Origin of the sequence: Pseudomonas sp. 43(2021) (assembly GCF_017490805.1) — a bacterium.
Classification (GTDB): Bacteria; Pseudomonadota; Gammaproteobacteria; order Pseudomonadales; family Pseudomonadaceae; genus Aquipseudomonas.
In genome coordinates this window covers 192863-218930 of record NZ_JAFGYJ010000007.1, presented here as the reverse complement: position 1 = coordinate 218930, position 26068 = coordinate 192863, and the positions used below count along the sequence as shown (strand labels likewise).

Below are 26068 nucleotides of genomic sequence, written 5' to 3'. Positions count from 1 at the left end.
TACCCCAACGCGACGCGCCCCTGATCCGGACGCGTCGCCTTTACCGTTCGAAGGAAAACACATGGAATGGCTGACCAGCCCGGAAATCTGGGTTGCCTTTTTTACCCTTACTGCGCTTGAGATCGTCCTCGGTATCGACAACATCATCATGATCTCGATTCTGGTCAGCCGCATGCCCAAGCACATGCAGCCACGCACCCGGATCTTTGGCCTGGCCCTGGCCATGGTCACCCGTATCATGCTGTTGCTGTCGATCACCTGGGTCATGCGCCTTACCGCCGACCTGTTCGTGGTGTTTGGCCAGGGCATTTCCGGGCGTGACCTGATCCTGTTCTTTGGTGGCCTGTTCCTGCTGTGGAAAAGCTCGCAAGAGATCTACCACGGCCTGGAAGGCGAGGACGAGAACCCGGAAGAGCCGAAAGGCGCGGGTGGCAAGTTTTTCTATACCATCATCCAGATCGCCATCATCGACATCGTGTTCTCGCTGGACTCGGTGATCACGGCGGTCGGCATGGTGTCCCATGTACCGGTAATGATCGCCGCAATCATCGTCGCCGTGTTGGTGATGATGCTGTGCGCCGGCACCATCAGCGAGTTCATCGACAAGCACCCGTCGCTGAAGATGCTCGCACTGTCGTTCCTGATCGTGGTCGGTACCGTGCTGATCGCCGAAGCTTTCGACGTGCATGTGCCGAAGGGCTACGTCTACTTCGCCATGGCGTTCTCGCTGGCGGTGGAAGCCATCAACATCCGCATGCGCACCGCCCTGGCCCGCAAGAACGGCAAAGAGCATGAGCCAGTGAAACTGCGCAAGGACATTCCGGGTCAATAAGATCAGGAAGTGCAGGACACAAAGGGCCCTTCGGGGCCCTTTTTCATGCCCGGATCACTGAATTCTGCCGTTTGCTGTACTGGCCTCTTCGCGGGCACGCCCGCTCCCACAGGGATATCACAGGCCCTGAGGGTGGTGTGGTATCTGTGGGAGCGGGCGTGCCCGCGAAGAGGCCGGCACAGACAATCATTCATTTCCCATGTGTTTCAAATCACAGACAGCCATGCGAAGCTGGCGACAGCTACGCAAAACAACTAAAGCTTTGAGTGAGCACTGAAAATTCTTCAAACGCTCACGCTTCTTCTCTTGGCCCGCTGGGCCAATGCAACAGGGGGCCGTCGCCATGCTGACCCTGCTCAACCTGCTCTCGGCCGTTACGCTTCTGGTCTGGGGCACCCACATTGTACGTACCGGCATCCTGCGGGTATTCGGCTCGAGCCTGCGGCGCATCATCGGCCAGAACATGAACAAGCGCCCGCTGGCGTTCGTCGCCGGCATTCTGGTCACGGCCATGGTGCAAAGCAGCAACGCCACTGCCATGCTGGTCACCTCGTTCGTCGGCCAGGGCCTGATGGCCATGACCCCGGCCCTGGCGATCATGCTCGGCGCCGACGTGGGTACCGCGCTGATGGCACGGGTGCTGACCCTGGACCTTTCCTGGCTGTCGCCACTGCTGATCTTCCTGGGTGTGATCTTCTTCCTCTCGCGCAAGCAGACGCGGGCTGGCCAGCTGGGCAGGGTAGGCATCGGGCTTGGCCTGATCATCCTGGCATTGGAGCTGATCGTGCAGGCAGCTACGCCGATTACCCACGCCCAGGGCGTGAAAGTGCTGTTCGCCTCGCTGACCGGCGACATCATGCTCGACGCACTGGTCGGCGCATTGTTCGCCATGATTTCCTATTCCAGCCTGGCCGCTGTGCTGCTCACCGCGACGCTGGCCGGTGCCGAGGTGATCAGCCTGCCGGTGGCCATCGGCCTGGTGGTCGGCGCCAACATCGGCAGCGGGCTGCTGGCCTTCATCAGCACCAGCATGCAAAACGCCGCCGGGCGCCGGGTGGCCCTGGGCAGCCTGCTGTACAAGCTGATCGGCCTGCTGCTGATCATCCCCGTACTGCACCCATTGGTGGGCTGGATGGACTCACTGAGCTTCAGCCCGCAGGAGCTGGTCATCGGCTTCCACCTGCTCTACAACACGCTGCGTTGCCTGATCATGCTGCCCACGGTCAAACCCATGGGCCGGCTGTGCAACGCCCTGCTGCCCGAACGGGAAAACGGCAACGGCCAGATACGCCCGCGCCACCTCGACACCTCGGCGCTGGAAACACCCAGCCTGGCCTTGGCCAACGCATCCCGCGAAACCCTGCGCCTGGGCGATATCGTCGACAGCCTGCTTGAAGCCATGCTCGGAGCCCTGCGTGGTACCCAGACTGCCTTGCCGCAGCAGGTCCGCGCTTTGGGCGAGGACGCCGAAGCCTTGTACAGCGCGATCAAGCTGTACCTGGCGCAGATGTCGCGTGAAGACCTCAGCGAACAGGACAACCGCCGCTGGGCAGAAATCATCGAGCTGGCAATCAACCTCAAGCTGGCCTGCGACCTGATCGAGCGCATGCTACGCAAGGTCCAGCAGCAGAAAACCAGCCAACGCCGGGAATTCTCCCAGGTGGGGCTGGAGGAGCTGACCGGCCTGCAGGAACAGTTGCTGGCCAACCTGCGCCTGGGCTTGTCGGTGTTCCTCAGTGCCGACCCGGAAAGCGCCCGCTTGCTGCTGCGGGAAAAACGCCGTTTTCGCGCCCAGGAACGGCGCCTTGCCCACGCCCATGTCAGCCGCCTGCAGCGCAAGGTAGTGCAAAGTATCGAGACCAGTTCGCTACACTTGGAGCTGATCGCCGACATGAAGCGGTTGAACTCTTTGTTCTGTAGCAGTGCCTATGTGGTACTGGGCGGCTCGGACACGGGCGGGCTGATGCTCGACAGCGTGCCGGACGAAGCCCGTCTGCCGTGATTTCGCCTACCTGAGGACCCGAGCTCGCCCATGCGTTGCCTGATGTTCGTTTGCCTGCTGATCTGCAGCCTGCCCTCATTCGCCCTCGACCGCTCGCGGGTTGAAGGTTACCTGTTGCCCAATGGCCTGCAGGTCATCCTGAAAAACGGCTATGAACGTGACCATGTGGCGATCCGCCTGGTGGTCGGCGTCGGCCTGGATGACTTCAATTGCGAGCAGAAAGAGCTGCCGCACCTGCTCGAACACCTGCTGTTCAGCGGCATCGACGAAACCGGCGAGGGCGGCCTGGAAGAGCGCCTGCAATCGCTGGGCGGTGAATGGAACGCCTACACCAGCAGCGCCGACACCACCTTCGTCATCGAAGCCCCGGCGCGCAACCAGCGCAAAATCCTTGACCTGCTGTTGGCGGTGATTCGTGACACCCGCATCGATGCCAAGACCCTGGCCACCGCCAAGCGCATCATCGAGCGCGAGGATGGCGGCCACTATGGCCACCTGCAGCGCTGGCTCGACCGCCAGGACATCGGCCACCCCGCCAGTGACCAGCTGGCCACCGAACTGGGCCTGAAATGCCCGGAGCGCTCCAACCTCGACGACATGACCCTGGAGCAGGTGACCACCTTACGTGACCGCTGGTATGCGGCCAACAACATGACCCTGATCGTGGTCGGTGGTCTCGACCGCCTGCTGCCGGCCTACCTGGAGCGCACCTTTGGCGAACTGCCCGCCACCGAGCCGGAGGAACGCCGCACCCTGGAAAGCATCGGCCAGCAAGCTGAACAGCGCCGCAACCTGACCCGCGGCTGGCTGGGTGACAGCGTCAAGCTGCACTGGCTGTTCGTCGAGCCGGTGCTGGACAACGATCACCAGGCCACCCTCGACCTGCTGTCGCACTACCTGGACTGGGCGCTGTACGACCAGCTGCGCCTGCGCAACGGGCTGTCCTACGGCCCCTCGGCAAAACGCGAAAGCTTTGGCGACACAGGCCTGCTCAGCCTCAACGCCGACCTGGAGCGCGAGGACATCGACCAGGCGGTCGAGGTGATGCAGAAGTTGTTCGACCACCTGCGCAAGGAAGGCCTCGACCCGGACACCTTCGAGCGTATCAAGTACGCCAGCGTCGCCAAGGAAAGCTGGAGCACCCAGGGCAACAGCGCCTTGGCCGACTACTACTGGGGCGCGCTGAACGACTATAGCGACGGGCGTTTTGCCAACCCGGTGCGCAAGCTGCGCCAGGTCAGCCTGGCGCAGGCCAACGCGGCGCTGAAGCAACTGCTCAAGGAAGATGGTTATGTACGTATCGAGAAGCCCTTGCTTGGCTACGATGAACTCTACGGGCTGGTTGCCTTGCTGTTGGGGCTGATCCTGGCTGCGGGGCTGTTGCGCTGGCGTCGGCATGGTCCGGAAAAGCCGAGCGGTGCTACACGCGAGTAGTGAAACGACGGTATCCTTTTGCCAGTACCGGCCTCTTCGCGGGCACGCCCGCTCCCACAAAGTTCAGTGGCAACCCGGACCCTGTGGGAGCGGGCGCGCCCGCGAAGAGGCCAGCACAGCCACCTCACCCATTCTGTTGTAGCCCCCAATGCCCCAAATCCCCCACATCGTCCAGCGCATCATCGAACTGCTCAAACGCTACCCCGGCATCATCGCGCTCTGCGGTTTCCTCTCCGGTATCGGTAGCTTCATCCTGGTCGACCGCCAGGCTGGCCTGGCCAGCTGGGTAGCCGTGCTCATGTTGGTCAGCTGGCTCTGGCTGATGCTGGAAAACACCCTCACCGGCCTGTTCGCGCGCACTTTCAACCGCGAAATCCCGCAGCCGCTGCTACGCTACGCGACGCAGATGATCCACCAGGAATCGCTGTTCTTCGTGCTGCCGTTCTTCTTCATCACCACCACCTGGAACAGCGGCCAGCTGGTATTCACCGGCCTGCTCGGTGCGGCCGGGCTGATTTCGATCATCGACCCGCTGTACTACAAATGGCTGGCACCGCGGCGCTGGCTGTTCCTGGCGCTGCACACCCTGACCCTGTTCGCCGCCCTGCTGACTGCGCTGCCGATCATCCTGCACCTGACCACCGCGCAAAGCTTCAAGCTAGCCCTGATCGCGGCCATGGCCCTGTCGTTCCCCAGCCTGGCCAGCAGCTTCCCGATCAACAACTGGCGCCGCGCCGTGGCCCTGGTGCTGGTCACCCTGGCGGTCGGCGGCGGGGGCTGGCTGCTGCGCTCCTGGGTACCACCGGCGACCCTGTGGATGACCGAGGTGGCGGTCAGCACCGAAGTGCTGAACCGCCAGCCGGGCGATTCGCTGCACGAAATAGCCGCCAGCCGCATCCGTAGCAGCGGCCTGTACGCCTACACCGCAATCAACGCGCCACGCGGCCTGAACGAACGGATCTACCACGTGTGGCAAAAGGACGGCCAGGAAGTCGACCGCATTGCTCTGGACATCCACGGCGGGCGCAAGGAAGGCTACCGGGCCTGGACCCACAAGCAGAACTTCCCGCCGAACCCGGTGGGCAAGTGGCAGGTGAGGGTACTGACCGAGGATGGGCAGGTCATCGGCGTGCTGCGCTTCAAGGTGATAGATGACGCGCAGGCGCAATGATTGAAAGGGGCCGCTTTGCGGCCCTCTGTCCTCAACAGACAGCACATAATCACCAAACAGCCCATGTCCGCTGCGCTATGATCAGCCCCTAAGCCTTAGCGCCGAGTCAGTAGCATGGAGCCGATGACCACCCCCAGCGCCACCCTGGACACCAGTAGCCAACCGGCCTGCCTGCGCATTACCGGTGACTGGACCCTGGCGCACTACGCCAGCCTCAAGCGTGAGAGCGAGCGCCTGCGCGCGCAGTACGCTGCCGCTGCCGATGCCGTCGCCGACCTCAGCCAACTGGGCCGCCTGGATACCGCCGGTGCCTCACTGCTGGCCGAACTGCTCGGTTCCGAACGCCTGTCACGCTGCACCCACGAGCTGCCCGACGCCAGCCGCGCACTGCTCAAGAACGTCTACTGCTCGGTGCAGGACTACTGCATACCGGTCAAGGAACCCGAGCGTAACGTGCTGCTGTTACTGCTGGAGCGCATCGGCTGCGCCGTCGGCGCCTTGTGGCAAGACACCCTGCAGGTGCTCGGCTTCGTTGGCCTGATCCTCGAAACCCTGCTGCGCCGCGCCCTGCAACCGCAGCGCTGGCGCTTCACCCCGGTGGTGGCGCACATCGAACAGACCGGCCTGGACGCCGCGCCCATCGTCGCCCTGCTGACCTTCCTGGTGGGCGCGGTGGTGGCCTTCCTCGGCGCCACGGTGCTGGCCGATTTCGGCGCGACCATCTTTACCGTCGATCTGGTGGCATTTTCGTTTCTGCGCGAGTTCGCCGTGCTGCTGACCGCCATCCTCATGGCCGGCCGCACCGCCAGCGCTTTCACCGCGCAGATCGGCTCGATGAAGGCCAACGAGGAAATCGACGCCATCCGCACCTTGGGCCTGAACCCCATGGAGCTGCTGGTGGTGCCGCGAGTACTGGCGCTGTTGATTTCGCTACCGTTGCTGACCTTCATCGCGATGATCTGCGGCATCGTCGGCGGCGCGGTGGTGTGCGCGCTGACACTGGACATCTCGCCAGCCATGTTCCTGTCGCTGCTACAAAGCGACATCGGCGTGCAGCACTTCCTGGTCGGCCTGGCCAAGGCACCGTTCTTCGCCTTTCTGATCGCTTCCATCGGCTGCCTGGAGGGCTTCAAGGTCAGTGGCAGCGCCGAATCGGTAGGGGCGCACACCACCTCGGCGGTGGTGCAGTCGATATTCGTGGTCATCGTGCTGGACGCGGTGGCCGCCCTGTTCTTCATGGAGATGGGCTGGTGAGTGGTCAGGAACGCGTGATCGAGGCCCGCGGCATCTGCAATCGCTTCGGCCGCCAGAGCGTCCACGAAAATCTCGACCTTGACCTGTACCGCGGCGAGATCCTCGCCGTGGTCGGCGGGTCGGGCAGCGGCAAATCGGTGCTGTTGCGCAGTATCATCGGCCTGCGGCGGCCCGACGAAGGGCAGATCAAGGTGTTCGGCCAGGACTTGGCCGGCCTGCGCGAAGAGCAGCGCTCACTGGTCGAGCGGCGCTTCGGCGTGCTGTTCCAGAAGGGCGCACTGTTCTCTTCTCTGACTGTCACCGAAAACGTGGCATTGCCGCTGATCGAGCACGCCGGGCTGTCCCGCGCCGATGCCGAGCACCTGGCCGGAGTGAAGCTGGCCCTGGCCGGGCTGCCGATCTCGGCCGCCGACAAATACCCGGCCTCGCTGTCGGGGGGTATGATCAAGCGTGCCGCGCTGGCTCGGGCCTTGGCACTGGACCCTGACATTCTGTTCCTCGACGAACCCACCGCCGGCCTGGACCCGATCGGCGCCGCCGCCTTCGACCAGTTGATCCTGACCCTGCGTGATGCCCTGGGCTTGTCGGTGTTCCTCATCACCCACGACCTCGACACCCTGTACACCATCACTGACCGCATCGCCGTGCTGTCACAGAAGAAGGTCCTGGTGGCCGGCCCGCTTGCCGAGGTCGAGCAGACCAACGACACCTGGATTCAAGAATACTTTCATGGCCCACGCGGGCGCGCAGCCGAGCAGGCCGCTACCCGTGCCGGGCAGGAGCGCTGAGCAATGGAAACCCGAGCCCATCACGTTCTTATCGGCCTGGTCACCGTCCTGGTGGTGGCCGGTGCCATGCTGTTCGGCCTGTGGCTGGCCAAGTCCAGTGTCGACGATGCCTTCAAGGACTACGAAGTGGTGTTCAACGAAGCGGTCTCCGGCCTGTCCCGCGGCAGCCCGGTGCAGTACAACGGCATCAAGGTGGGCGACGTGTCTACCCTGCGCCTGGACCCGAAGGACCCGCGCCGGGTACTGGCACGGGTGCGCCTGAGTGCCGACACTCCGGTAAAGGAAGACACCCAGGCCAAGCTGACCCTGGCCGGCGTGACCGGCAACTCGTTCATCCAGCTCAGCGGCGGTACCCCGCAAAGCCCAGAGCTGAAAGGCAAGGACGGCAAACTGCCGGTGATCATCGCCTCGCCCTCGCCGATTTCGCGCCTGCTCAATGACAGCAGCGACCTGGTGACCAACATCAACCTGCTGCTGCACAACGCCAACCAGATGTTCTCCGAAGACAACATTGGTCACCTCAGCAACACCTTGGCCAACCTCGACAAGACCACCGGTGCCTTCGCCGGCCAGCACGGCAGCATCGCCCAGGCCATCGAACAACTGGTGCAAGTGGGCAAGCAGGCCAGCGCCACCCTGGCCGAAACCCAGGCACTGATGCGCAACGCCAACGGCCTGCTGGGCAGCGAAGGCAAGCAGGCGATCGGCAGCGCCGAGCAGGCCATGCAGTCGCTGGCCGAGAGCACCGCCACCATCAACCGCCTGCTCCAGGAAAACCACGAAGCCATCGGCGACGGTGCCCAGGGTCTGAACCAGCTGACCCCGGCGATTCGCGAATTGCGCGAAACCCTCAACGCACTCAAAGGCATTTCCCGGCAACTGGAGGCCGACCCTGGCGGTTACCTGCTCGGCCGCGACAACAACAAGGAGTTCCAGCCATGAAACCGTCGCTGCACCTGCTGGCCCTGGCGGCCGCGCTGAGCCTGGCCAGTGCCTGCTCGATCCTGCCGCAGAGCGAACCCGTCGACCTGTACCGCCTGCCGGTGAGCCAGCCCAGCCGCGCGGTGCCGGCGCTGGACTGGTCATTGCGCCTGAACAAGCCGCTGGCCAGCGACGTGCTGGCCGGGCCACGAATTGCCGTGATTCCCCAGGGCGATGTGGTCAGCAGCTACAAGGGCGCGCGCTGGAGCGATGCAGTGCCGGTGCTGCTGCGCAACCGCCTGCTCGACGGCTTCCAGCGTGACGGCCAGGTACAACGCCTGAGCGCCGACGACAGCAACCTGCAAGCCGACTACGAGCTGGCTGGCGAGCTGCAGGCGTTCCAGACCGAATACCACGCGGGCGGGGCAGTGGAGGTGGTGATCCGCTATGACGCACGCCTGGTCCAGGGCCGCAACCAGCGTATTCTGGCCAGCAAACGCTTCGAAATCCGCCAGCCGCTGGCCGACAAGCAGGTGTCAGCGGTGGTTGCCGGCTTCGGCAAGGCCTGCGACCAGCTGACCGGGCAGGTGGTGAGTTGGACCATTGCGCAAGCAGCCAGCGTTCCGGCTCACTGACCCCTGCCTGCTTTTTGTGGGAGCGTCAGGCGAAGAACCAGTAGCAGACGAAGATCGCCGCGATCACCCCGGACAATTCCGCCAGCAATGCGCACCCGACCGCGTGACGCACCCGCTGGATACCCACGGCACCAAAGTACACCGCCAGCACGTAGAAGGTGGTTTCGGTACTGCCCTGAATCGTCGCTGCCACCAGCGCCGGGAAGCTGTCCACGCCATGGGTCTGCATGGTCTCGATCAGCATCGCCCGCGCCGCGCTGCCGGAGAACGGCTTGACCAGCGCCGTGGGCAGGCCCTCGACGAAGCGGGTGTCCAGGCCGAGCCAGGTCACCGCATGGCGGATACCGTCCAGGGCCAGTTCCAGGGCGCCTGAAGCCCGCAGCACACCCACCGCCACCAGCATCGCCACCAGGTAAGGCAACAGGCCCTTGGCCACGTCGAAGCCTTCCTTGGCGCCTTCGACAAAGGCTTCATACACCTTCACCCGCTTCAAGGCACCGACCACCAGGAACAGGATGATCACGCCAAACAACGTGAGGTTGCCCAGGATCGACGACAGGCTGGCCAGCGCGGCCGCCGACAGGGTGCCGAGGAAGGCCATGAACCCACCTAGCAACAGGGCCCCCGGGATCAGGTAGGCGAGCACTACCGGGTCCCATAGGCGCAGGCGCTGCATCACCGCCACCGACAGCAGGCCGACCAGGGTCGAGACGCTGGTGGCCAGCAGGATCGGCAGGAACACCATGGTCGGGTCCGCCGCACCTTGCTGGGCCCGGTACATGAAGATGGTCACCGGCAGCAAGGTCAGCGACGAGGCGTTGAGCACCAGGAACAGGATCTGCGCATTGCTCGCCGTGGTGCTGCTGGGGTTCAGCTCCTGCAGCGCGCGCATGGCCTTCAGGCCGATCGGCGTGGCGGCGTTATCCAGGCCCAGGCCGTTGGCGGCGAAGTTCATGGTGATCAGGCCCAGGGCCGGGTGGCCGGGTGGCACTTCCGGCATCAGCCGGGCGAACAGCGGGCCCAGCACCTTGGCCAGCCACTCGACGATGCCCGCTTTCTCGGCGATCTTGAGAAAGCCCAGCCATAGGGTCAGCGTGCCGAACAGCAGCACCATCACCTCGACCGACAGCTTGGCCATGGCGAATATGCTCTCGACCATCGCCGCGAAGATGCCGGCGTTGCCGCCTACCAGCCATTGGGCCAGGGCGGACACTGCCGCCACCAGGAAAAAGCCAAGCCAAAGGCCGTTGAGCATCCGTGTGTTCCCCCTGAAAAATGCCCGAATGATAGCGTATCGGGGCGCATGGCTGGAGACCGCAGGCGAGGGCTGCGCCCTCGTATCGCGACACAAGGCCGCTCCCACAGAGCTCGCTATACGCCGGCCATTGTGGGAGCGGCCTTGCGTCGCGAAAGGGCCGCAAAGCGGCCCCAGGATCTCGCAGGCAACAAAAAGCCCCGACAAGTCGGGGCTCTTGGTCATGCAGCAGTCAGGCTCAGCGCTTGGCGGTTTCGCCAACCATGGAGGCTTCCTGCTTGCCGGCCATCAGCGAGGCGTAGTACTTCTCGCCCTTGGCGGCGTCGTACATGCCCTCCCAGCGAGCGATGACCAGGGCTGCCAGGGCATTGCCCACAACGTTCAGGGCGGTACGGGCCATGTCCATGATGCGGTCGACACCGGCGATAAAGGCCAGGCCTTCCAGCGGGATGCCCACGCTGCCCAGGGTGGCCAGCAGGACCACGAAGGAAACACCCGGTACGCCAGCGATACCTTTGGAAGTGACCATCAGGGTCAGCACCAGCAGCAACTGCTGGCTCCACGACAGGTCGATACCGTACAGCTGGGCAATGAAGATGGCCGCAATGCTCTGGTACAGGGTCGAGCCGTCGAGGTTGAACGAGTAGCCGGTCGGTACCACGAACGAGCAGATCGACTTCGGTGCACCGTATTTCTCCATCTTCTCGATCACGCGCGGCAGCACGGTCTCCGAGCTGGAGGTGGAGTAGGCAAGGATCAGCTCATCTTTCATGATGCGCATGATCTTGATCACCGAGAAGCCGAACAGGCGGGCAACCAGGCCCAGCACCATGAAGGCGAAGAAGGCGATGGCGAAGTACACCAGCAGCACCAGCTTGGCCAGCGGCAGCAGCGAGCTGAAACCGAAGTTGGCGACGGTCACGGCGATCAGGGCGAACACGCCGATCGGAGCGTAGTTCATGATCATGTGGGTGACCTTGAACATGGTCTCGGAAACCGCCTGGAAGGTACGCACCAGAGGGTCGCGCAGCTCTGCCTGCAGGCTCGACAGGCCCAGGCCGAACATCACCGAGAAGAAGATGATCGGCAGCATTTCGCCACGCATCAGCGCTGCGAAGATGTTCGACGGGATCAGGTTCAGCAGGGTTTCGATGAACGCGTGCTCATGCTGCACTTCGGCCGCGGTGGCCTGGTACTTGGAGATGTCCACGGTACCCAGGGTGCTCATGTCGATGCCGGCGCCCGGGTGGAACAGGTTGGCCAACACCAGGCCGACGACGATGGCGATGGTGGTAACCACTTCGAAGTAGATGATGGTCTTCAGGCCGATGCTGCCAAGTTTCTTCGCGTCGCCAACCCCGGCGATACCCACGATCAGCGACGAAATCACGATCGGGACGACGATCATCTTGATCAGGCGAATGAAGATGTCACCAGCGGGCTGGAGGACGTTGCTGATCCACCATGCCTTTTCTGCACTGAAATGATTCAGTAGAGCGCCGATTGCAACACCCAGGACCAGACCGATGACGATCTGCCAGGCGAGGCTCAGTTTTGCCTTCTTCATGTCTTTACCCTTTGTTCTAGTGGTCATGGGCACCCGACGGAAACGCGCGTTACAGAGCCTTTGGCTAGGTCACGAGCAGCAGATGCTTCCGTCCGGCGACTTCATGTAAGGACACCGCAGGCGAGCGACAGGGCGCTCGGGCCAGCGAAAAAGGCGGCAACTATTGCGATGGCAAAGGGGGAAATCTAATGCCGGAAGCGCATAGCCCATGCCGTTTATGCATAACATTTCTGACCAAACCAGAAGGTTCGCAAGTGCTTGATTTACAACGTTCGGAATCCCGAACAAGACCAACCCGCCATATTTAGGCAGATTTGGCAGAGTGGAAAGGGCAAGGAAGATGGCCTGTTCGACAATCCGAATGGCTGAAATGCCACTTGTACAAGCACCGGGTTGGTCGAAAAAAAATGGATGTACGGTCGAGACAAAATGTGTCTCGAAGAGGAAATCGCGCAGGGGAAGAGACGTTTCCTACATGGCTCCTCGGAAGTCAGGTCTGGTCAGGTGCCCCTATGACACCGCCGACCTGAAACTTCCGATTCCGCCTTTCCTGACCCGGCCCATTGCTGGAGGCACTCCCTGTACCCCTAGGCCACTCCGATCCTGCAACAATCAGAACAGCCCGGCCCCTTGGTCATGCGCTGCCCCTCCTCGGGGCGGCGCATCATAGAAGCCTGAAATATAGAAAGGTTCAGCTTCTATTACGTGACAGTGCATGACTTTTCATCCGTACCGGGTGCAAACCCTCAGTACCAGTTCGGGTCACGCTTTAGCTGCTCCTTCAACATCGCCTTCATACCGTCGTCCGGCTCACCCAGCCAGCGGTACTGCGCATGGCGGGTGGGCGACTTGTCGTTCGGCAAACCTTCGGGTACCTCCACGAGCATCCCGTATGCATCGTCCTTGTCCCAGGTGAACGCCACGATCAGGCGCTTGTAGGTGCAGTTGTCCTGGCCTTCGCACAACGGGCCGACGAGGTACTTGTCGCCGTCTTCGGTAACGGCGGACATCTGCTGCTGGGCACTGCCGGTCAGATTGACCACCCAATCGGGCAGGCGTTCCTCGCCTTTGATCGTGTCCTGCCAGGTTTCCCGGTACTCCGGGTCCGAACCGAGCAGCTGGTCGACCCGGACCTGGCCGTCATTGGCCGCCATCGCCACCGCGCTGCCACCCAGTAACAGGGCGGCAGCCAGGGCTGTCCAACGCTTACTGCCCATCTTCAACCTCGTCCACGTCCAAAGAAGAAAGAGGCCACGAACAGCACCAGGAAGACAATGAACAGAATCTTCGCGATACCCGTGGCAGCGCCCGCGATACCACCGAAGCCCAGTACGGCAGCGACAATGGCGATGATGAGGAAAGTGATAGCCCAGCTCAGCATGGTGGTTCTCCTTTCTTTATCGAAATCGGTCCGGCGAGTCAGAACACCCAGCGGTCCTGGGGTACGACATTTTCCAGGGTGCCCGGGGAGGCAGTGGCCTGGCCGGAAGGCAGCGGGTCGGCGGCCCTGACCAGAGTGTTGGCACGGGTTGCCTGAATCTGCGTCAACAGGGCGGTCTGCGCCGCCACTTGCTCGGCCAGGCGCGCGGTCTGCCAGCTGTAATAGAAGAGGCCAGCGGCCAAGGTCAGCAACAGCGCCAGGCCGAGTGACAGCATCTGGCGCAGGGGCAGTGCGGCGTTCTGCAAGCGGTTGACGGATTGGCGGTTCATGCCTGCTCCTCCTGCTGTAGTTCTTGTTCAAACCTGAACAGGTAACTGCAGCCTGCATGCCAGCCTTTTTCTTCCAATAAAATTCTTTTAAATCAGATATTTATGGAAATACGGCAAACCCGGCAAGGACGTATCCTGCACGATGCCGCCCGGGTCGTCGTGCGAATTGCACGATCAACCCTCGACCTTGGTCGCCACCTTGAGCAGGTCGGCATCCACCCCGCGCACGCCGATGATCTGCCGGGCGATCTCCACGGCTATGGTTTTCTGCTCGCTGCTGACCACCTCGCCCGAAAGCCGCACCAAACCCTCTTCGCTGGCCACTTTCAGGTTCGGGCCATCGAGATTGCGGCTGAAGCGGTAGCTGTTCTGGATCTTGTCGATAATCCAGCTGTCACTCGGTTGCGGCCCGGTCGGCGCGCCCACCGGGACTTCCCGGGCCTTGGCCATGGCGGCGGTATCGAGGCTGACCAGGTTGTTGACCAGGTGCACACCCTCGGTAGTACGCGCCACCACCCCGGCCAGCTCCTTGGCCTCGGCGCTGTCGACCTTGCCGCGCAGGGTCACCACACCTTCGCTGCTCTGTACATCTATAGGCGCCTTCTCGGTGGCGCGGCTCCATAGCAGCCGCGCACGGATCACCGCGGCCAGGGTGGCATCCTCCAGGCGCTGGGCGTAGGCACGCAGCGCCAGCGGGCGCTCCACCAGCTGGGCATCGACCCGCAGCTGGTTGTCCACCTGCTCGATGCCACGGGTTGCCAAGGCCACATGCTCGGCCAACTGGCGTTCGACTTCGTTCTCCACCTCACCGGAAAGCCGCGCCTGCTTGCCGTTCACCTCGACCTCGATACGAAATGGGTCAAGCATGCGGTTCAGCGACAGGGCCGTTTGCAGTGCCCCCTCCAGGCGGGCGTCCTGCACCGGGCCGGCGAATGCCGGGGTGAAAACCGGCAGCAAGGTGGCGGCCAACACGGCGGCGCGAATGGAAAAAGACATGGCAGTGCCTCCTTTTGTAGAGCAAAAGCTAAAATTCCTCGCAACCAATGTGCCACCGTAGACCTCTAAGGAAATCATCGGGATATCGCAGCCGCCAGGCGTTGATTGGCCATTGGCTAGCATGCAAAGCACGGGCTCCTTCACAATTGACCATGCAACTTGCCCGATTTTTCCCACACTAAATGAAGATCTATCCTTAAGGAGCGCAGCACATGGAGTCAGCCCCGGATAACCAAGGCCGCATTCTGCTGGTGGATGACGAGTCCGCGATCCTGCGCACCTTCCGCTACTGCCTGGAAGACGAAGGCTATAGCGTGTCCACGGCCAACAGCGCCGCCCAGGCCGAAACCCTGCTGCAGCGCCAGGTATTCGACCTGTGCTTCCTTGATCTGCGCCTGGGCGAAGACAACGGCCTCGATGTGCTGGCGCAGATGCGTATCCAGGCGCCCTGGATGCGAGTAGTGATTGTCACCGCGCACTCGGCGATCGACACGGCGGTGGACGCGATCCAGGCCGGTGCCGCCGATTACCTGGTCAAGCCGTGCAGCCCCGACCAGCTGCGCCTGGCTACGGCCAAGCAGCTGGAAGTGCGCCAGCTTTCCGCTCGCCTGGAGGCCCTGGAAGGTGAGGTTCGCAAACCCAAAGACGGCCTCGACTCGCACAGCCCGGCCATGATGGCGGTGCTGGAAACCGCCCGCCAGGTCGCCACCACCGACGCCAACATCCTCATCCTGGGCGAGTCGGGCACAGGTAAAGGTGAGCTGGCCCGAGCCATCCATGGCTGGAGCAAGCGCGCGCGCAAAGCCTGCGTGACCATCAACTGCCCGTCGCTGAACGCCGAGCTGATGGAAAGCGAGTTGTTCGGCCACACCCGCGGCGCCTTCACCGGTGCCAGCGAAAGCACCCTGGGGCGAGTCAGCCAGGCTGATGGGGGCACGCTGTTCCTCGACGAAATCGGCGATTTCCCACTGACCTTGCAGCCCAAACTGTTGCGCTTCATCCAGGACAAGGAATACGAGCGCGTCGGCGACCCGGTCACCCGCCGCGCCGATGTGCGTATCCTCGCCGCCACCAACCTCAACCTCGAAGAGATGGTGCGCGAAAGCCGCTTCCGCGAAGACCTGCTGTATCGCCTGAACGTCATCACCTTGCACCTGCCGCCCCTGCGCGAGCGCAGTGAAGACATCCTGACGCTGGCAGATCGCTTTCTCGCCCGCTTCGTCAAGGAATACGCCCGGCCTGCTCGTGGCTTCAGTGACGAAGCCCGCACGGCCCTGCTCAACTACCGCTGGCCCGGCAACATTCGAGAATTGCGCAACGTGGTGGAGCGGGCCAGCATCATCTGCCCGCAGGAACGTGTGGAAATCAGCCACCTGGGCATGGGCGAACAGCCTGCAAGCAACGCCCCGCGCGTCGGCGCCGCGCTGAGCCTGGATGAGCTGGAACGCGCCCACATCGGCGCGGTGCTGGCCGCCAGCGACACCCTGGACCAGGCCGCCAAGACCCTGGGGATCGATGCCTCCACCCTGTACCGCAAACGTAAGCAGTACAACCTGTGAGGTGGCCGCCCATGAAGCTGCGCACGCGGCTTTTCCTCAGCATTTCGGCGCTGATCACCGTGGCCTTGCTCGGGCTGCTGCTGGGCCTGGTCAGTGTGCTGCAGATGGCCACAGTGCAACAGCGACTGGTGCGCGATACCACCCACGCCCTGGAAGTGGGGCTGAAGTTGCGCCAGAACCTAGGCGAACAGATGACCCTGATCCTCGATGACCAGACCTCCCCGGAGAGCCTGCGGTTGCTGCAGGACAACTTCCAGGTCCTGCTCAACCAAGGGCTGGAACAAGGCGGCGAACGCACCGGCTTCAGCAAGGCCAGCAGCAATTACCAGGCCTTCCTCCAGGCCTACCGCGACAGCCCGGCGCCGGCCCGTAGCATGGGCGTGGAGCAGCCACTGGGCGCCGCGTTCAACCAGGTGCGCACCGACCTGATCGATTCCCACAAGCAGGCCCTGGAACACATCACCCGCAGCGAGGAGCACACCCGCGACCACGCCCTGCTGGTCAGTGGCGTACTTGGCCTGATGGGCCTGGTGGTGCTGGTATTGGGCTTCATTACCGCGCACAACATCGCCCGGCGCTTCGGCCAGCCGATCGAAGCCTTGGCCAAGGCGGCCGACCAACTGGGCAAGGGCAATTTCGATGTCACCCTGCCGGTCACCCAGGCCACCGAACTGAATCAGCTGACCCGCCGCTTCGGCTTGATGGCAGAAGCCTTGCGCAAGCACCAGGCCACCAACGTTGACGAGCTGCTGGCCGGCCAGCAACGCTTGCAGGCCGTACTGGACAGCATTGACGATGGCCTGCTGATCATAAACCGCCAGGGCCGCCTGGAGCACCTCAACCCGGTTGCCCAGCGCCAGCTGGGCTGGACCGACAGCCGTGTGGGCAGCAGCCTGGCCGAAGCCCTGCAGCGCCCGGAGCTGGAACAGCAGCTACGCCAGGTACTGCGCGGCGGCAATCTCGACCGCCAGCCGGACGACCTGAGCATGGAGGTCGATGACGAAACGCGCCTGCTCGCCTACAGCCTGACCCCGGTCAGCCACCCGCAAGGGCCGATCCTTGGCGCGGTGATGGTGCTGCACGATGTCACCGAGCAGCGAGCCTTCGAACGCGTGCGCAGCGAGTTCGTGTTGCGCGCGTCCCACGAGCTGCGCACCCCGGTGACCGGCATGCACATGGCCTTCGGCCTGTTGCGCGAGCGGCTCAAGTTCCCGCCCGAGGCGCGCGAGCATGACCTGCTGGAAACCATCGGCGAGGAAATGCAGCGCCTGACCCAGTTGATCAACGACCTGCTCAACTTCAGCCGCTACCAGAGCGGGATGCAGAAGCTCGACCTGACCCCCTGCGCCATAGACGAGCTGCTAGAGCGTGTAGAACGGCGCTTTGCCGAACCGGCGGCGCACAAGCAGATCGAGTTGATCACGGAACTGGAGCCGCCGCTACCGCGTATCCAGGCCGACATCGCCCAGCTCGACCGGGTGCTGGACAACCTGTTGAATAACGCCATCCGCCATACCGCCAACGGCGGGCGTATCCGCCTGCACGCACGACGGCATGCGGAGCGAGTGATCATCAGTGTCGAGGACAACGGCGAAGGCATTGCCTATGGGCAGCAGGGGCGCATCTTCGAGCCCTTCGTACAGGTAGGGCGCAAGAAAGGCGGCGCCGGGCTGGGCCTGGCGTTGTGCAAAGAGATCGTGCAGCTGCACGGCGGGCGCATGGGCGTATTTTCCCGGCCGGGGCAGGGGACCCAGTTCTACATGGCGCTGCCGGTCTGAATGAGGCCGACGCAGGATCGCTCAATGCTCAACCCGCCGCGGCAGCCGTCCGCGGGTCACCAGTTCGGCAAACTGCCGAGCATTCAATGGCCGGGCAAACAGCCAGCCCTGGCCATAATTGACCCCTTCGCTGTTCAGCAGCACCGCCTGGTCTTCACACTCGATGCCTTCGGCAATCACCCGCAGGTGCAGGTCATGAGCCATGCGGATGATATGCGGGGCCACTCCGCTGCTGGCGGCGTCATGCCCCAAGGCATCAATAAAGGCCTTGTCGATCTTCAGGCAGTCCACCGGCAGGGTCTGCAAGTAGGCCAGGCTGCAATAACCCGTACCAAAATCGTCGATCAGCACCTGATGCCCCACCGCGCGCAGCGCCTGCAGGTTGTCGCGGGCCACCACCACGTCGATCAGGCCGCGTTCGGTCACTTCGAAGGCAATCTGGCTGGCCGCCACCCGGTGCAAAGCCAGCAAGCGCGCCGCCACCCGGCCAATGCGCGGCACCATCACATCGCAGGCCGCCAGGTTCACCGAAATGTACAGGTTGGGGTGCGAGCGCAGCAGTTGCCCTAGCTGTTCCAGCACACGCTGCAGGACAAAGTCAGTGATCTGGCGAATCTGCCCGGTGTTTTCCGCCAACGGGATGAACAGGTCCGGGCTGGTCAGGGTGCCATCCGGGCGGCGCCAGCGCACCAGGGCCTCGGCACCCACACAGCGCCGGCTGTCGAGTTCGAATATCGGCTGGTAGAGCACCTGCAGCTCGCCACGGCGCAAGGCATTCTGCAATTCGGAGCTCATCGACCGCCGCTGCAGGATCAGTTGCAGCACCAGCCAGCCGATGCAGCAGGCCGCCAGTACACTGCCGGGGAACAGAAGCCAGAGCATGCCGTTCATCCTCAACGGCAGGCTCGCCCGGGGGGCAATCAGCACCAGCTGGTAGTCCGGTGACTTGGTCGGCATACGGTAGATCAGGCGGTCGCTGAGTTCGAGCAGTGACTTGTGGCTGGTCGACCAGGCCGAGGGCGGCGGCCATACCTGCGGCGGGCCCAGTACGGGGATAGCCCTGGTGCCGTTGTCCAGCACCACCACCAGGCTGCCGCCCGGGGGCAGGTCGACCACATCGGTCAGGTGCCCACGGGAGGTGGAGACCACGAACTTGCCCCGCCCCAGCATCAGCGCGGCCAGGTTCTCGTTCGGTTCGGTCGTGGTGTTCAGCCAGTAGCTGTAGGTCGGCCCCTGGATGTCGGGGGCCCGCAGGGGTTCGAACGCGCGCTCATCACCGCGGTTGGAGCAGACGACATCACCATCCACGTAAGCGGCTTCATAAATGAAGCGTGAACTCAGGCCTACCTGCTGCAATGCCGTCAACATCGCCGGGCTGCAGCCGCGCAAGGGCTGCGCCTGCAGCAGGTCGACGCCTTCGCGCAACTGGCCGAACACCTGCTCGAGGCGCTCAAGAAAGCGCTCGCCCTGGGCGTTCATCTGTGCACTCTCGCTTTGCTTCATCTGTTGCAGGGCAATGCCGATGCTGGCGGAGAGCAACAGTGCCGCGCTGGCCAGTGCTGCCAATGTGGCCAGCATCCAGGGACGGTAAAAAATTTGGCGCAGCAAGGCGATGAAGGCTGACATCGAAGGCATCCAGTTGATAACTAAGGTATAGCAACTGAATCGGGAATCACCTTCGCCGTTTGGCGCTTCGTTTGCTTGTTGGGAGATGGCCACCGGCCAAGACTGCGCTGTCGCAAAGAACTCGATTTGCAAGCGCTACGCGGCCCCTGTGGGAGCGGGCGTGCCCGCTCCCACAGGGGCCGCGTAGCCTCGCTGACGGCTCAACGCATCCGGTTGAGCACCTGCAGCATCGCCGCCGTCTGCGCATCCGGCATGCCATCGAAGCGCTGTGGGCGGAAACGCATCTGGAACGCGGCGATCACATGGCGGGTGGCAACATCCAGTACCCCGGTCTGCTCGATCGCATAGCCAAACCGCGCCAGTTCCTGCTGATACCAGCCAACGCTTGGCGGGTTGACGCTGAAATAGGCCTGCTGCCGTGCCACGGCATTGGCATCCGGCCAGACACCCAGCCCGGCGTCGGCCAGGCGCTTCCACGGGAACAGCGGCCCCGGGTCCAGCTTGCGCAGCGGCGCGATATCGCTATGGCCAATGATGTGCCGTGGCTCGATGTTGTTACGTTTGACGATGTCCTTCAGCAGCGCGATCAGCGACTGGACCTGCGCTTCGCTGTAAGGGTGCCAGACCCGGCCATTCGGCGTGTCGGTGAAGCCTGGGTTGACGATTTCTATACCGATGGACGAGGAGTTCAGCCAGGTTCGCCCCTGCCACTGGCTATCACCGGCATGCCAGGCACGGCGGCTTTCATCCACCAGCTGGTACACCGTCGCCGGGCCATCACCAATCAGGTAATGGCTGCTGACTTCGCCATGGGTCAGCAACGCCAGGGAACGCTCCAGTGAAGCATTGGTGTAGTGCAGGACAACGAACTGGATGCGGTTGTCCTGGTTGACCGAGGGATGGCTACGGTCGATGCGCAGGCCCGTCGAGCAACCAGCGACAGACAACAACAGGAAGGAGACCAGGGTTTTTTTAAGCGTGGAAAGCACGTCAATAGCCTCAGCGAATGAGCGCTACAGTATAACGTGCTCCCCGATGACCGTGCTTGCCGCGAGTCAGCGGCTGCCGGCTATGCCTGCTCGACGCGATTGCGCCCCAACTCCTTGGCCCGGTACAGCGCCGCATCGGCGCGCTTGAGCACCTGGTCACCGCGCTCACCGGAACGGAATGCACCCAGGCCGATGGACGTGGTGATCACTACCCGTTCGCCCTTGAAGTGGAACGGGCATGCCTCGACCGTGGCCCGCAGCACCTCGGCTATCTGGGCGGCGTCGGCCGGCGAGGTTTGCGGTAGCAGCAGGACAAACTCCTCGCCGCCAAAGCGGGCGATGAAATCACGGCCGCGCAGGCGCTTGCGCAACTGGTCGGCGACGATCTTCAAAACCTTGTCCCCGGCCAGGTGCCCATAGCTGTCGTTGATACGCTTGAAATGGTCCAGGTCGAGGATCGCCATCGCCAGATGACCGCCGTGCGCCTGCCATTCGAGTATTTCGCGCTCGACCCGCTCGCTCCAGGCCGCACGGTTGGGCAGGCCGGTAAGGGGGTCGAGCAGGGCTTTCTGGCGCTGCTCTTCCAGGTGCTCGCGGTAGCCGAGCGCCTCCTGCTCCATGCTCGCCACCCGCTCCGACAGCCCTTGCAGCCGTCCGGCCAGCTCCTGCTCGCGGCGATCGCGCTCGTGCTTGTGCTCGTCCATGGTCACCAGCAGGCCTTCCAGACGGTTTTCCAGAATGTGCTTGAGGCTGTCCACATCGGCGGCACCTTGCACACTGCTCTGCAGCCCATCGACGTGCTCACGCAGCTGGGTATCCAGCTCGCGGGCGGCCGAGCTGTTATCGGCATGGCCGGCGCTGGCCTCGTGCAGGTGGCTCTGAAAACCTTCCAGGCGTTCGTTGAGCTGCTGCAGGTAGGTTTCGAATTCGTGCTGGCCGCTGTCGGTGATCGCCAGCATGAGCACAGCCAGGTCATCCAGCACCGGGATCAGCTCATACCAGTTCAGGCCGCGGGCGACCCGCTCGCGCATGTTCAGTGCCTGGGCCTTGTGCCGCTCCGGCAGGCTGAGGTCATCGAGCAGGCCGATCAGGGTTTGCTCGATGTGCGCAGCAACCTGGCTGTAGGGCGGCTCTACCGCGTAAGGCAGGGCATAAGGGCCGTCTTCACCGAAGGTTTCTTCCAGTGTTTGTACCGGTTGTGCTTTAGCCGGTGCCTCACTGGCGGCAACTTCCGGGGCTGGCACGTCGTCCGGTAGCGGCTGCGGCAGCGGGGCTGGCGACAGTTCGGCCGTTTCGATCAACGCGGGGCCAGCAACCTCCAGCTCGGGCTTGGGCGTTACCGGGGCCTCGACAACAGAGGCTGGAAAGGCTGGTAGCCGCTGTAGCGCATCCACATCGTCGGCATCGACACTGCCCGGTGCTGCCAAGGGCTGCGCCTCGGCAACAGGCGACGCCAGCGGCGCAAGCGCTGGCTCGCCTTGCACGTCATTCTCGCGGCTGCCGAACAAACGCTGCAAGAACCCCGGCCGGGCATCTTCCCCCGATTTGCCCAAGGCTGACAGCGCGCGGCCCTGCAAGCCGCTCAATTCACCAAGCAACGGTGGCAGGTCGCGTGACTGGGCCACGCCGCCGTCGAGCTTCTTCGCCAGTTTTTTCAACGGCCGCGAGACATCGTTTGGCAGCGGCAGGCCTTGCAGTTGACCGACCAGCGCGATCAGCGCATCGCTGACCTGGTTCATGCGGGTTTCCCGGCGCTGTTCGGAGTCCAGCACCGCCTTCTCAAGACGCGGAATCAGCCCGGCAAGGCCGGCGTCCATGTTGTCGCTGCGGATGACCTCGCGCATTTCCTTCATGCACTGGTCCACCACCTTGTCACTGCCTTCGGCAGCCAAGGTGCTGCGTACCAGGCCGCGGCGCAGCAGGTCGAGACGGGCGTCCCAACGGCGCTCGAGCTTTTCCTGCTGCTCGATGCTTTTAAGGTATTTCTCTTTCCAGCGCTCAGCGTCTTCAGTCATGCCCGGGTCCGCAAACGGTGATGGCAATTAGCTCAGGACCGGCAGCGTATCCACAGTCAATGCATCAGGCAATCGAATCTCGACAGCAACGGGAAGGTGGTCGGAAATTGGCTGCGCCAGCACCTCGACACGCTCCAGCGTGAGGCTTGGGCTGAGCAGGATGTGGTCCAGGCAACGCTGTGGGCGCCAGCTGGGGAAGGTGGCTTCGACTTGCGGGGCAATCAGGCCCAGGTCGCGCAGCGGCGAGTGCTCCAGCAGGTCGGTGGCATGGGTATTCATGTCGCCCATCAGCACCTGGTGGCGGTAGCCACCAATCAGCTCGCGGATGTAGCCCAGCTGCAGGGCGCGGGTCTTGGCGCCGAGGGCCAGGTGCATCATCACCACGATCAGCGCATCTTCACCCTCGCCAAAACGCACCAGGATCGCACCACGCCCAGCTGGGCCGGGCAGCGGGTGGTCTTCGAGCAGCTGCGGCTTCAGGCGGCTGAGCACGCCATTGCTGTGCTGGGCAAAACGCCCAAGGTTGCGGTTGAGTTGCTGGTACCAGTAGGGGAAGGCGCCCAGGTGGGCCAGGTGCTCGACCTGGTTGACGTAGCCCGAGCGCAGGCTGCCGCCATCGGCCTCCTGCAAGGCCACCAGGTCGAAGTCGCCCAGCAGTTGGCCAATCTTCTGCAGGTTGCCGGCACGACCGTTGTGCGGCAGCAGGTGCTGCCAGCTGCGGGTCAGGTAATGCCGGTAGCGCTCGGTGCTGATGCCCACCTGGATGTTGAAACTGAGCAGCCGCAGGCGACCATCCTCCGGCAGGCCCGGGGCCTGCAGGTGATGTTCGTTGACCTGCGGCTGGTGCAAGCCAATGCCACGCGCGGTTCTGAAGCGGCGCATGGGTTACGCCGCTTACTTAGCGGCGCGCTCCTTGGCGATCAGCTGGTCGGCAACGTTCAGTACGCCTTCCGGCCCGCCGGCGGTACCCAGGTCGAAGCGGTATTTGCCGTTGACCACCATGCTCGGTACGCCGGTGATCTCGTACTTCTTCGCCAGCTCCTTGGCCTGGTTGACCTGGCCTTTGATGGCGAACGAGTTGAAGGTGGCGAGGAACTTGTCCTTGTCCACGCCCTGGGTGGCGAAGAAGTCGGCCATGTCCTGCGGGTCGGTCAGGCGCTTGCGCTGGTTCTGGATGGCATCGAACACCGCGGCGTGCACCTTGTGCTCGACGCCCATGGCTTCCAGGGTCAGGAACATCTGGCCGTGGGCGTCCCACGCGCCACCGAACATGGCCGGTACGCGCTTGAAGTTGACGTCCTTGGGCAGCTTTTCAACCCATGGGTTGATGGTTGGCTCGAAGTGGTAGCAGTGTGGGCAGCCGTACCAGAACAGCTCGACCACTTCGATCTTGCCAGGCACGGAAACTTGAACAGGGTTGCTCAGCTCGAGGTATTCCTTGCCGGCAACAGGCTCGGCGGCCTGGACGGCAGTCATACCGAATACGCTGGCAGCGACCAGCGCGGCGCTGAGAATCAGTTTACGCATGCTTTACTCCTGGGCAGTCATTGTCGCCACGACGCGACCTGTACTGAGACAGGCCGGGAAGGGGCCGAGTTCTGTAGTGTAACGGCTGCGGACGGAAAAAAGGGCGGTCCGGCCGCCCTTTCATCATTGGCCTACAACATTAACTGAAAGTTAATGCGCCGCCTGTAATGGCCTCAGTGCAGGCCCTGGATGTAACTGGCCAACGCCTCGATGTCGTGGTTGCTCAGCTTGCCGGCGATGGTGCGCATGGTCATGGCATCGCCATCGTTGGTGCGGTTGCCTTCGCGGAAGTCGGTGAGCTGCTTGGTCACGTACTGCGCGTGCTGCCCGCCCAGGTGCGGGAAGCCGGCCAGGGCGATGCCGGCGCCGTTCGGCGAGTGGCAGCCGGTGCAGGCGGGCATGCCTTTTTCCAGGTCGCCGCCGTTGAACAGCGCCCGGCCACGTTCGACCAGCTTGGGATCGGCCGCGCCCACGCTGCCTTTCTGGCTGGAGAAGTAGGCGGCGATATCGGCCAGGTCCTGGTCGCTGAATGCGGCCAGCATGCCGGTCATCTCCAGCACGGTACGCTTGCCCGACTTGATATCGTGCAATTGTTTTTCGAGGTAGCGCTGGCCTTGGCCGGCCAGTTTCGGGAAGTTCGGTGCCAGGCTGTTGCCGTCGGGGTTGTGGCAGGCGCCACAGACGGCCGTCTTGGCCTGGCCGGCGGCGGCATCGCCTTTGACGGGTTGCGCAGCAGTGGCCGCACCTGCGACACCCAGGGTCAACAGCAGACTCACGACTAGTTTGTTCATCAGCTAATCCAACACGGCTAAGGGTGAAATGTTATGTATCGGGACTGCCACTCATCCAAAGGATGACCAAACGGTAGTCCTCGGCACTGCAGTCCATGCACAATCCACGCGGCGGCATAGCCTTGAAACCCTGGGTCACGTGCTTCACCAGTACATCCATGCCTTGCGCCAGCCGTGGCTCCCATGCTGCCCGGTCACCCTGCCTGGGTGCCTGTGGCAACTGCCCGGTGTGACAGGCCGCACACGTGCGGTTGTACAACACCTCGGGATCCTGTGTAGCCTGTGCGCTGAAAACCGGCAGGAACATACCGACAGCAAGCAGCCATTTCGCCATGCGGAACGACCTTCAGGGTTGGGGGCCGCGCTGCGTTCTGTTGCGCGAGCTATTGTTCGACACCCCATGCCCGTTCTCCTTCGCCGGGAGAATGAGCACACAAAAACTGGGGCATTATATACTTCCGCCATCCAAACGGAAACGACACCGCTTGCCAGGCTCGGGCCCAAAGAGTCAGGCAACACCCACATCGGATATCCCATGCAAGTCAAGAACCCCATCCTCGGCCTCTGCCAGAAAGCCAAATTCGCCCTCAGCGCTGCCAAGGTCGAACAATGCCCGGACGACCAGGGTTACGAGGTGGCTTTCGCCGGCCGCTCCAACGCCGGCAAATCCAGCGCCCTCAATACCCTGACTCATGCCAGCCTGGCGCGCACCTCGAAAACCCCCGGGCGCACCCAGCTGTTGAATTTCTTCAGTCTGGACGATGAACGGCGTTTGGTCGACCTGCCTGGCTACGGTTATGCAAAAGTCCCGATTCCGCTCAAGCAGCACTGGCAGAAACACCTGGAAGCCTACCTGGGTAGCCGGGAGTGCCTGCGTGGCGTGATCCTGATGATGGATGTGCGCCACCCGATGACCGACTTCGACAAGATGATGCTCGATTGGGCCAAGGCCAGCAGCATGCCGATGCACATCCTGCTGACCAAGGCCGACAAGCTGACCCACGGCGCAGGCAAGAACACCCTGCTCAAGGTGCAATCGGAAATCCGCAAGGGCTGGGGCGATGGCGTGACCATCCAGCTGTTCTCGGCGCCCAAGCGCCTGGGCGTGGAAGAGGCCTACCGGGTGCTGGCGGACTGGATGGAGCTGGAAGACAAGCCAGTCATTTGAAGGTTTGCTCAACCTGTGGGAGCAGGCATGCCCGCGAAGAATCCAGCGCG

24 protein-coding genes are annotated in these 26068 nt (G+C 63.2%); 11 read left to right on the top strand and 13 right to left on the bottom strand.

Features of this window, described 5'->3' with window-relative positions:
• Positions 1-61 precede the first annotated feature (61 nt).
• From J5M71_RS08835 to J5M71_RS08800, 8 genes are all read left to right on the top strand, one after another.
• Positions 62-832, top strand: a complete 771-nt coding sequence (locus J5M71_RS08835) for a TerC family protein (protein ID WP_207831548.1) — start codon at positions 62-64, stop codon at positions 830-832.
• A gap of 343 nt (positions 833-1175) precedes the next feature.
• Entirely contained in the window at positions 1176-2834 is a 1659-nt protein-coding gene (locus J5M71_RS08830; RefSeq protein WP_207831545.1) for a Na/Pi cotransporter family protein, read from the top strand.
• 30 nt (positions 2835-2864) lie between these two features.
• Positions 2865-4268 carry a pitrilysin family protein gene (locus J5M71_RS08825; RefSeq protein WP_207831542.1) on the top strand — a complete coding sequence of 468 codons (1404 nt, stop codon included), beginning with the start codon at positions 2865-2867 and terminating at the stop codon, positions 4266-4268.
• A 148-nt stretch (positions 4269-4416) separates the two neighbouring features.
• Positions 4417-5439 (top strand): DUF5924 family protein, encoded by a 1023-nt coding sequence (locus tag J5M71_RS08820; RefSeq protein ID WP_207831540.1) that lies wholly within the window; start codon positions 4417-4419, stop codon positions 5437-5439.
• A gap of 114 nt (positions 5440-5553) precedes the next feature.
• Complete coding sequence (locus J5M71_RS08815; RefSeq protein WP_207831538.1) at positions 5554-6693, top strand: ABC transporter permease; 1140 nt, start codon at positions 5554-5556, stop codon at positions 6691-6693.
• Complete coding sequence (locus J5M71_RS08810; RefSeq protein ID WP_207831536.1) at positions 6690-7481, top strand: ATP-binding cassette domain-containing protein; 792 nt, start codon at positions 6690-6692, stop codon at positions 7479-7481. Before J5M71_RS08815 ends, J5M71_RS08810 begins: the two co-directional genes overlap by 4 nt.
• Before the next feature lie 3 nt (positions 7482-7484).
• On the top strand, positions 7485-8423 hold the full coding sequence (locus J5M71_RS08805; RefSeq protein ID WP_207831533.1) for an MlaD family protein: 939 nt from the start codon (positions 7485-7487) through the stop codon (positions 8421-8423).
• Positions 8420-9037, top strand: a complete 618-nt coding sequence (locus J5M71_RS08800) for an ABC-type transport auxiliary lipoprotein family protein (RefSeq protein WP_207831531.1) — start codon at positions 8420-8422, stop codon at positions 9035-9037. The genes J5M71_RS08805 and J5M71_RS08800 overlap by 4 nt, the downstream gene beginning before the upstream one ends.
• 25 nt (positions 9038-9062) lie before the next feature.
• Here J5M71_RS08800 and J5M71_RS08795 read toward each other — a convergent pair whose 3' ends face one another.
• The 6 genes from J5M71_RS08795 to J5M71_RS08770 form a co-directional block, all read right to left on the bottom strand.
• Positions 9063-10292 (bottom strand): spore maturation protein, encoded by a 1230-nt coding sequence (locus tag J5M71_RS08795; protein WP_063912382.1) that lies wholly within the window; start codon positions 10290-10292, stop codon positions 9063-9065.
• Positions 10293-10530: 238 nt separating this feature from the next.
• Positions 10531-11859 carry a glutamate/aspartate:proton symporter GltP gene (gene gltP / locus J5M71_RS08790; protein WP_207831529.1) on the bottom strand — a complete coding sequence of 443 codons (1329 nt, stop codon included), beginning with the start codon at positions 11857-11859 and terminating at the stop codon, positions 10531-10533.
• A gap of 746 nt (positions 11860-12605) precedes the next feature.
• Positions 12606-13076: an inhibitor of vertebrate lysozyme family protein gene (locus J5M71_RS08785; protein WP_207831527.1), complete on the bottom strand. Its 471-nt coding sequence runs from the start codon at positions 13074-13076 to the stop codon at positions 12606-12608.
• 2 nt (positions 13077-13078) lie between these two features.
• Entirely contained in the window at positions 13079-13240 is a 162-nt protein-coding gene (locus J5M71_RS08780; protein ID WP_003252966.1) for a DUF1328 domain-containing protein, read from the bottom strand.
• Between the two features lie 38 nt (positions 13241-13278).
• Positions 13279-13569, bottom strand: a complete 291-nt coding sequence (locus J5M71_RS08775) for a hypothetical protein (protein ID WP_207831525.1) — start codon at positions 13567-13569, stop codon at positions 13279-13281.
• 174 nt (positions 13570-13743) lie between these two features.
• Positions 13744-14565 (bottom strand): BON domain-containing protein, encoded by an 822-nt coding sequence (locus J5M71_RS08770; protein WP_207831523.1) that lies wholly within the window; start codon positions 14563-14565, stop codon positions 13744-13746.
• A gap of 212 nt (positions 14566-14777) precedes the next feature.
• Between J5M71_RS08770 and algB the strand changes: the two genes are divergently transcribed.
• Together algB and J5M71_RS08760 are read left to right on the top strand one after the other, a co-directional pair.
• Positions 14778-16124, top strand: coding sequence for a sigma-54-dependent response regulator transcription factor AlgB (algB, locus tag J5M71_RS08765; RefSeq protein WP_207831521.1), 1347 nt, complete (start codon positions 14778-14780; stop codon positions 16122-16124).
• Positions 16125-16135: 11 nt separating this feature from the next.
• Entirely contained in the window at positions 16136-17902 is a 1767-nt protein-coding gene (locus tag J5M71_RS08760; protein WP_207831519.1) for a KinB sensor domain-containing domain, read from the top strand.
• Between the two features lie 21 nt (positions 17903-17923).
• Here J5M71_RS08760 and J5M71_RS08755 read toward each other — a convergent pair whose 3' ends face one another.
• The 7 genes from J5M71_RS08755 to J5M71_RS08725 all read right to left on the bottom strand — a co-directional run bounded on the left by J5M71_RS08755 (position 17924) and on the right by J5M71_RS08725 (position 25184).
• Positions 17924-19528, bottom strand: a complete 1605-nt coding sequence (locus J5M71_RS08755; RefSeq protein WP_207831517.1) for an EAL domain-containing protein — start codon at positions 19526-19528, stop codon at positions 17924-17926.
• 200 nt (positions 19529-19728) lie between these two features.
• Positions 19729-20517, bottom strand: a complete 789-nt coding sequence (locus J5M71_RS08750) for an N-acetylmuramoyl-L-alanine amidase (protein ID WP_207831515.1) — start codon at positions 20515-20517, stop codon at positions 19729-19731.
• An 80-nt stretch (positions 20518-20597) separates the two neighbouring features.
• Complete coding sequence (locus J5M71_RS08745; RefSeq protein WP_207831513.1) at positions 20598-22532, bottom strand: diguanylate cyclase; 1935 nt, start codon at positions 22530-22532, stop codon at positions 20598-20600.
• A 27-nt stretch (positions 22533-22559) separates the two neighbouring features.
• On the bottom strand, positions 22560-23414 hold the full coding sequence (locus J5M71_RS08740) for an endonuclease/exonuclease/phosphatase family protein (protein ID WP_063912373.1): 855 nt from the start codon (positions 23412-23414) through the stop codon (positions 22560-22562).
• Between the two features lie 12 nt (positions 23415-23426).
• Positions 23427-24059 carry a thiol:disulfide interchange protein DsbA gene (gene dsbA / locus J5M71_RS08735; RefSeq protein ID WP_207831510.1) on the bottom strand — a complete coding sequence of 211 codons (633 nt, stop codon included), beginning with the start codon at positions 24057-24059 and terminating at the stop codon, positions 23427-23429.
• A gap of 173 nt (positions 24060-24232) precedes the next feature.
• Complete coding sequence (locus J5M71_RS08730) at positions 24233-24850, bottom strand: c-type cytochrome (RefSeq protein WP_003256951.1); 618 nt, start codon at positions 24848-24850, stop codon at positions 24233-24235.
• Between the two features lie 31 nt (positions 24851-24881).
• On the bottom strand, positions 24882-25184 hold the full coding sequence (locus tag J5M71_RS08725) for a c-type cytochrome (protein ID WP_016484276.1): 303 nt from the start codon (positions 25182-25184) through the stop codon (positions 24882-24884).
• 201 nt (positions 25185-25385) lie between these two features.
• Here J5M71_RS08725 and yihA point away from each other — a divergent pair, with 201 nt between their 5' ends.
• Positions 25386-26018, top strand: coding sequence for a ribosome biogenesis GTP-binding protein YihA/YsxC (gene yihA, locus J5M71_RS08720; RefSeq protein WP_085665602.1), 633 nt, complete (start codon positions 25386-25388; stop codon positions 26016-26018).
• Positions 26019-26068: the final 50 nt, after the last annotated feature.

Excerpts from the sequence above, each read along its gene's own strand:
- J5M71_RS08815 (WP_207831538.1), top strand. The coding sequence starts at position 5,554 with ATGGAGCCGATGACCACCCCCAGCGCCACCCTGGACACCAGTAGCCAA.
- J5M71_RS08830 (WP_207831545.1), top strand. The coding sequence starts at position 1,176 with ATGCTGACCCTGCTCAACCTGCTCTCGGCCGTTACGCTTCTGGTCTGG.
- dsbA (WP_207831510.1), bottom strand. The coding sequence starts at position 24,059 with ATGCGTAAACTGATTCTCAGCGCCGCGCTGGTCGCTGCCAGCGTATTC.
- J5M71_RS08785 (WP_207831527.1), bottom strand. The coding sequence starts at position 13,076 with ATGGGCAGTAAGCGTTGGACAGCCCTGGCTGCCGCCCTGTTACTGGGT.
- algB (WP_207831521.1), top strand. The coding sequence starts at position 14,778 with ATGGAGTCAGCCCCGGATAACCAAGGCCGCATTCTGCTGGTGGATGAC.
- J5M71_RS08795 (WP_063912382.1), bottom strand. The coding sequence starts at position 10,292 with ATGCTCAACGGCCTTTGGCTTGGCTTTTTCCTGGTGGCGGCAGTGTCC.
- yihA (WP_085665602.1), top strand. The coding sequence starts at position 25,386 with ATGCAAGTCAAGAACCCCATCCTCGGCCTCTGCCAGAAAGCCAAATTC.
- J5M71_RS08730 (WP_003256951.1), bottom strand. The coding sequence starts at position 24,850 with ATGAACAAACTAGTCGTGAGTCTGCTGTTGACCCTGGGTGTCGCAGGT.
- J5M71_RS08725 (WP_016484276.1), bottom strand. The coding sequence starts at position 25,184 with ATGGCGAAATGGCTGCTTGCTGTCGGTATGTTCCTGCCGGTTTTCAGC.
- J5M71_RS08740 (WP_063912373.1), bottom strand. The coding sequence starts at position 23,414 with ATGCGCCGCTTCAGAACCGCGCGTGGCATTGGCTTGCACCAGCCGCAG.
- J5M71_RS08755 (WP_207831517.1), bottom strand. The coding sequence starts at position 19,528 with ATGTCAGCCTTCATCGCCTTGCTGCGCCAAATTTTTTACCGTCCCTGG.
- J5M71_RS08760 (WP_207831519.1), top strand. The coding sequence starts at position 16,136 with ATGAAGCTGCGCACGCGGCTTTTCCTCAGCATTTCGGCGCTGATCACC.
- J5M71_RS08800 (WP_207831531.1), top strand. The coding sequence starts at position 8,420 with ATGAAACCGTCGCTGCACCTGCTGGCCCTGGCGGCCGCGCTGAGCCTG.
- J5M71_RS08820 (WP_207831540.1), top strand. The coding sequence starts at position 4,417 with ATGCCCCAAATCCCCCACATCGTCCAGCGCATCATCGAACTGCTCAAA.
- J5M71_RS08835 (WP_207831548.1), top strand. The coding sequence starts at position 62 with ATGGAATGGCTGACCAGCCCGGAAATCTGGGTTGCCTTTTTTACCCTT.
- J5M71_RS08825 (WP_207831542.1), top strand. The coding sequence starts at position 2,865 with ATGCGTTGCCTGATGTTCGTTTGCCTGCTGATCTGCAGCCTGCCCTCA.
- J5M71_RS08805 (WP_207831533.1), top strand. The coding sequence starts at position 7,485 with ATGGAAACCCGAGCCCATCACGTTCTTATCGGCCTGGTCACCGTCCTG.
- J5M71_RS08780 (WP_003252966.1), bottom strand. The coding sequence starts at position 13,240 with ATGCTGAGCTGGGCTATCACTTTCCTCATCATCGCCATTGTCGCTGCC.
- gltP (WP_207831529.1), bottom strand. The coding sequence starts at position 11,859 with ATGAAGAAGGCAAAACTGAGCCTCGCCTGGCAGATCGTCATCGGTCTG.
- J5M71_RS08745 (WP_207831513.1), bottom strand. The coding sequence starts at position 22,532 with ATGACTGAAGACGCTGAGCGCTGGAAAGAGAAATACCTTAAAAGCATC.
- J5M71_RS08775 (WP_207831525.1), bottom strand. The coding sequence starts at position 13,569 with ATGAACCGCCAATCCGTCAACCGCTTGCAGAACGCCGCACTGCCCCTG.
- J5M71_RS08770 (WP_207831523.1), bottom strand. The coding sequence starts at position 14,565 with ATGTCTTTTTCCATTCGCGCCGCCGTGTTGGCCGCCACCTTGCTGCCG.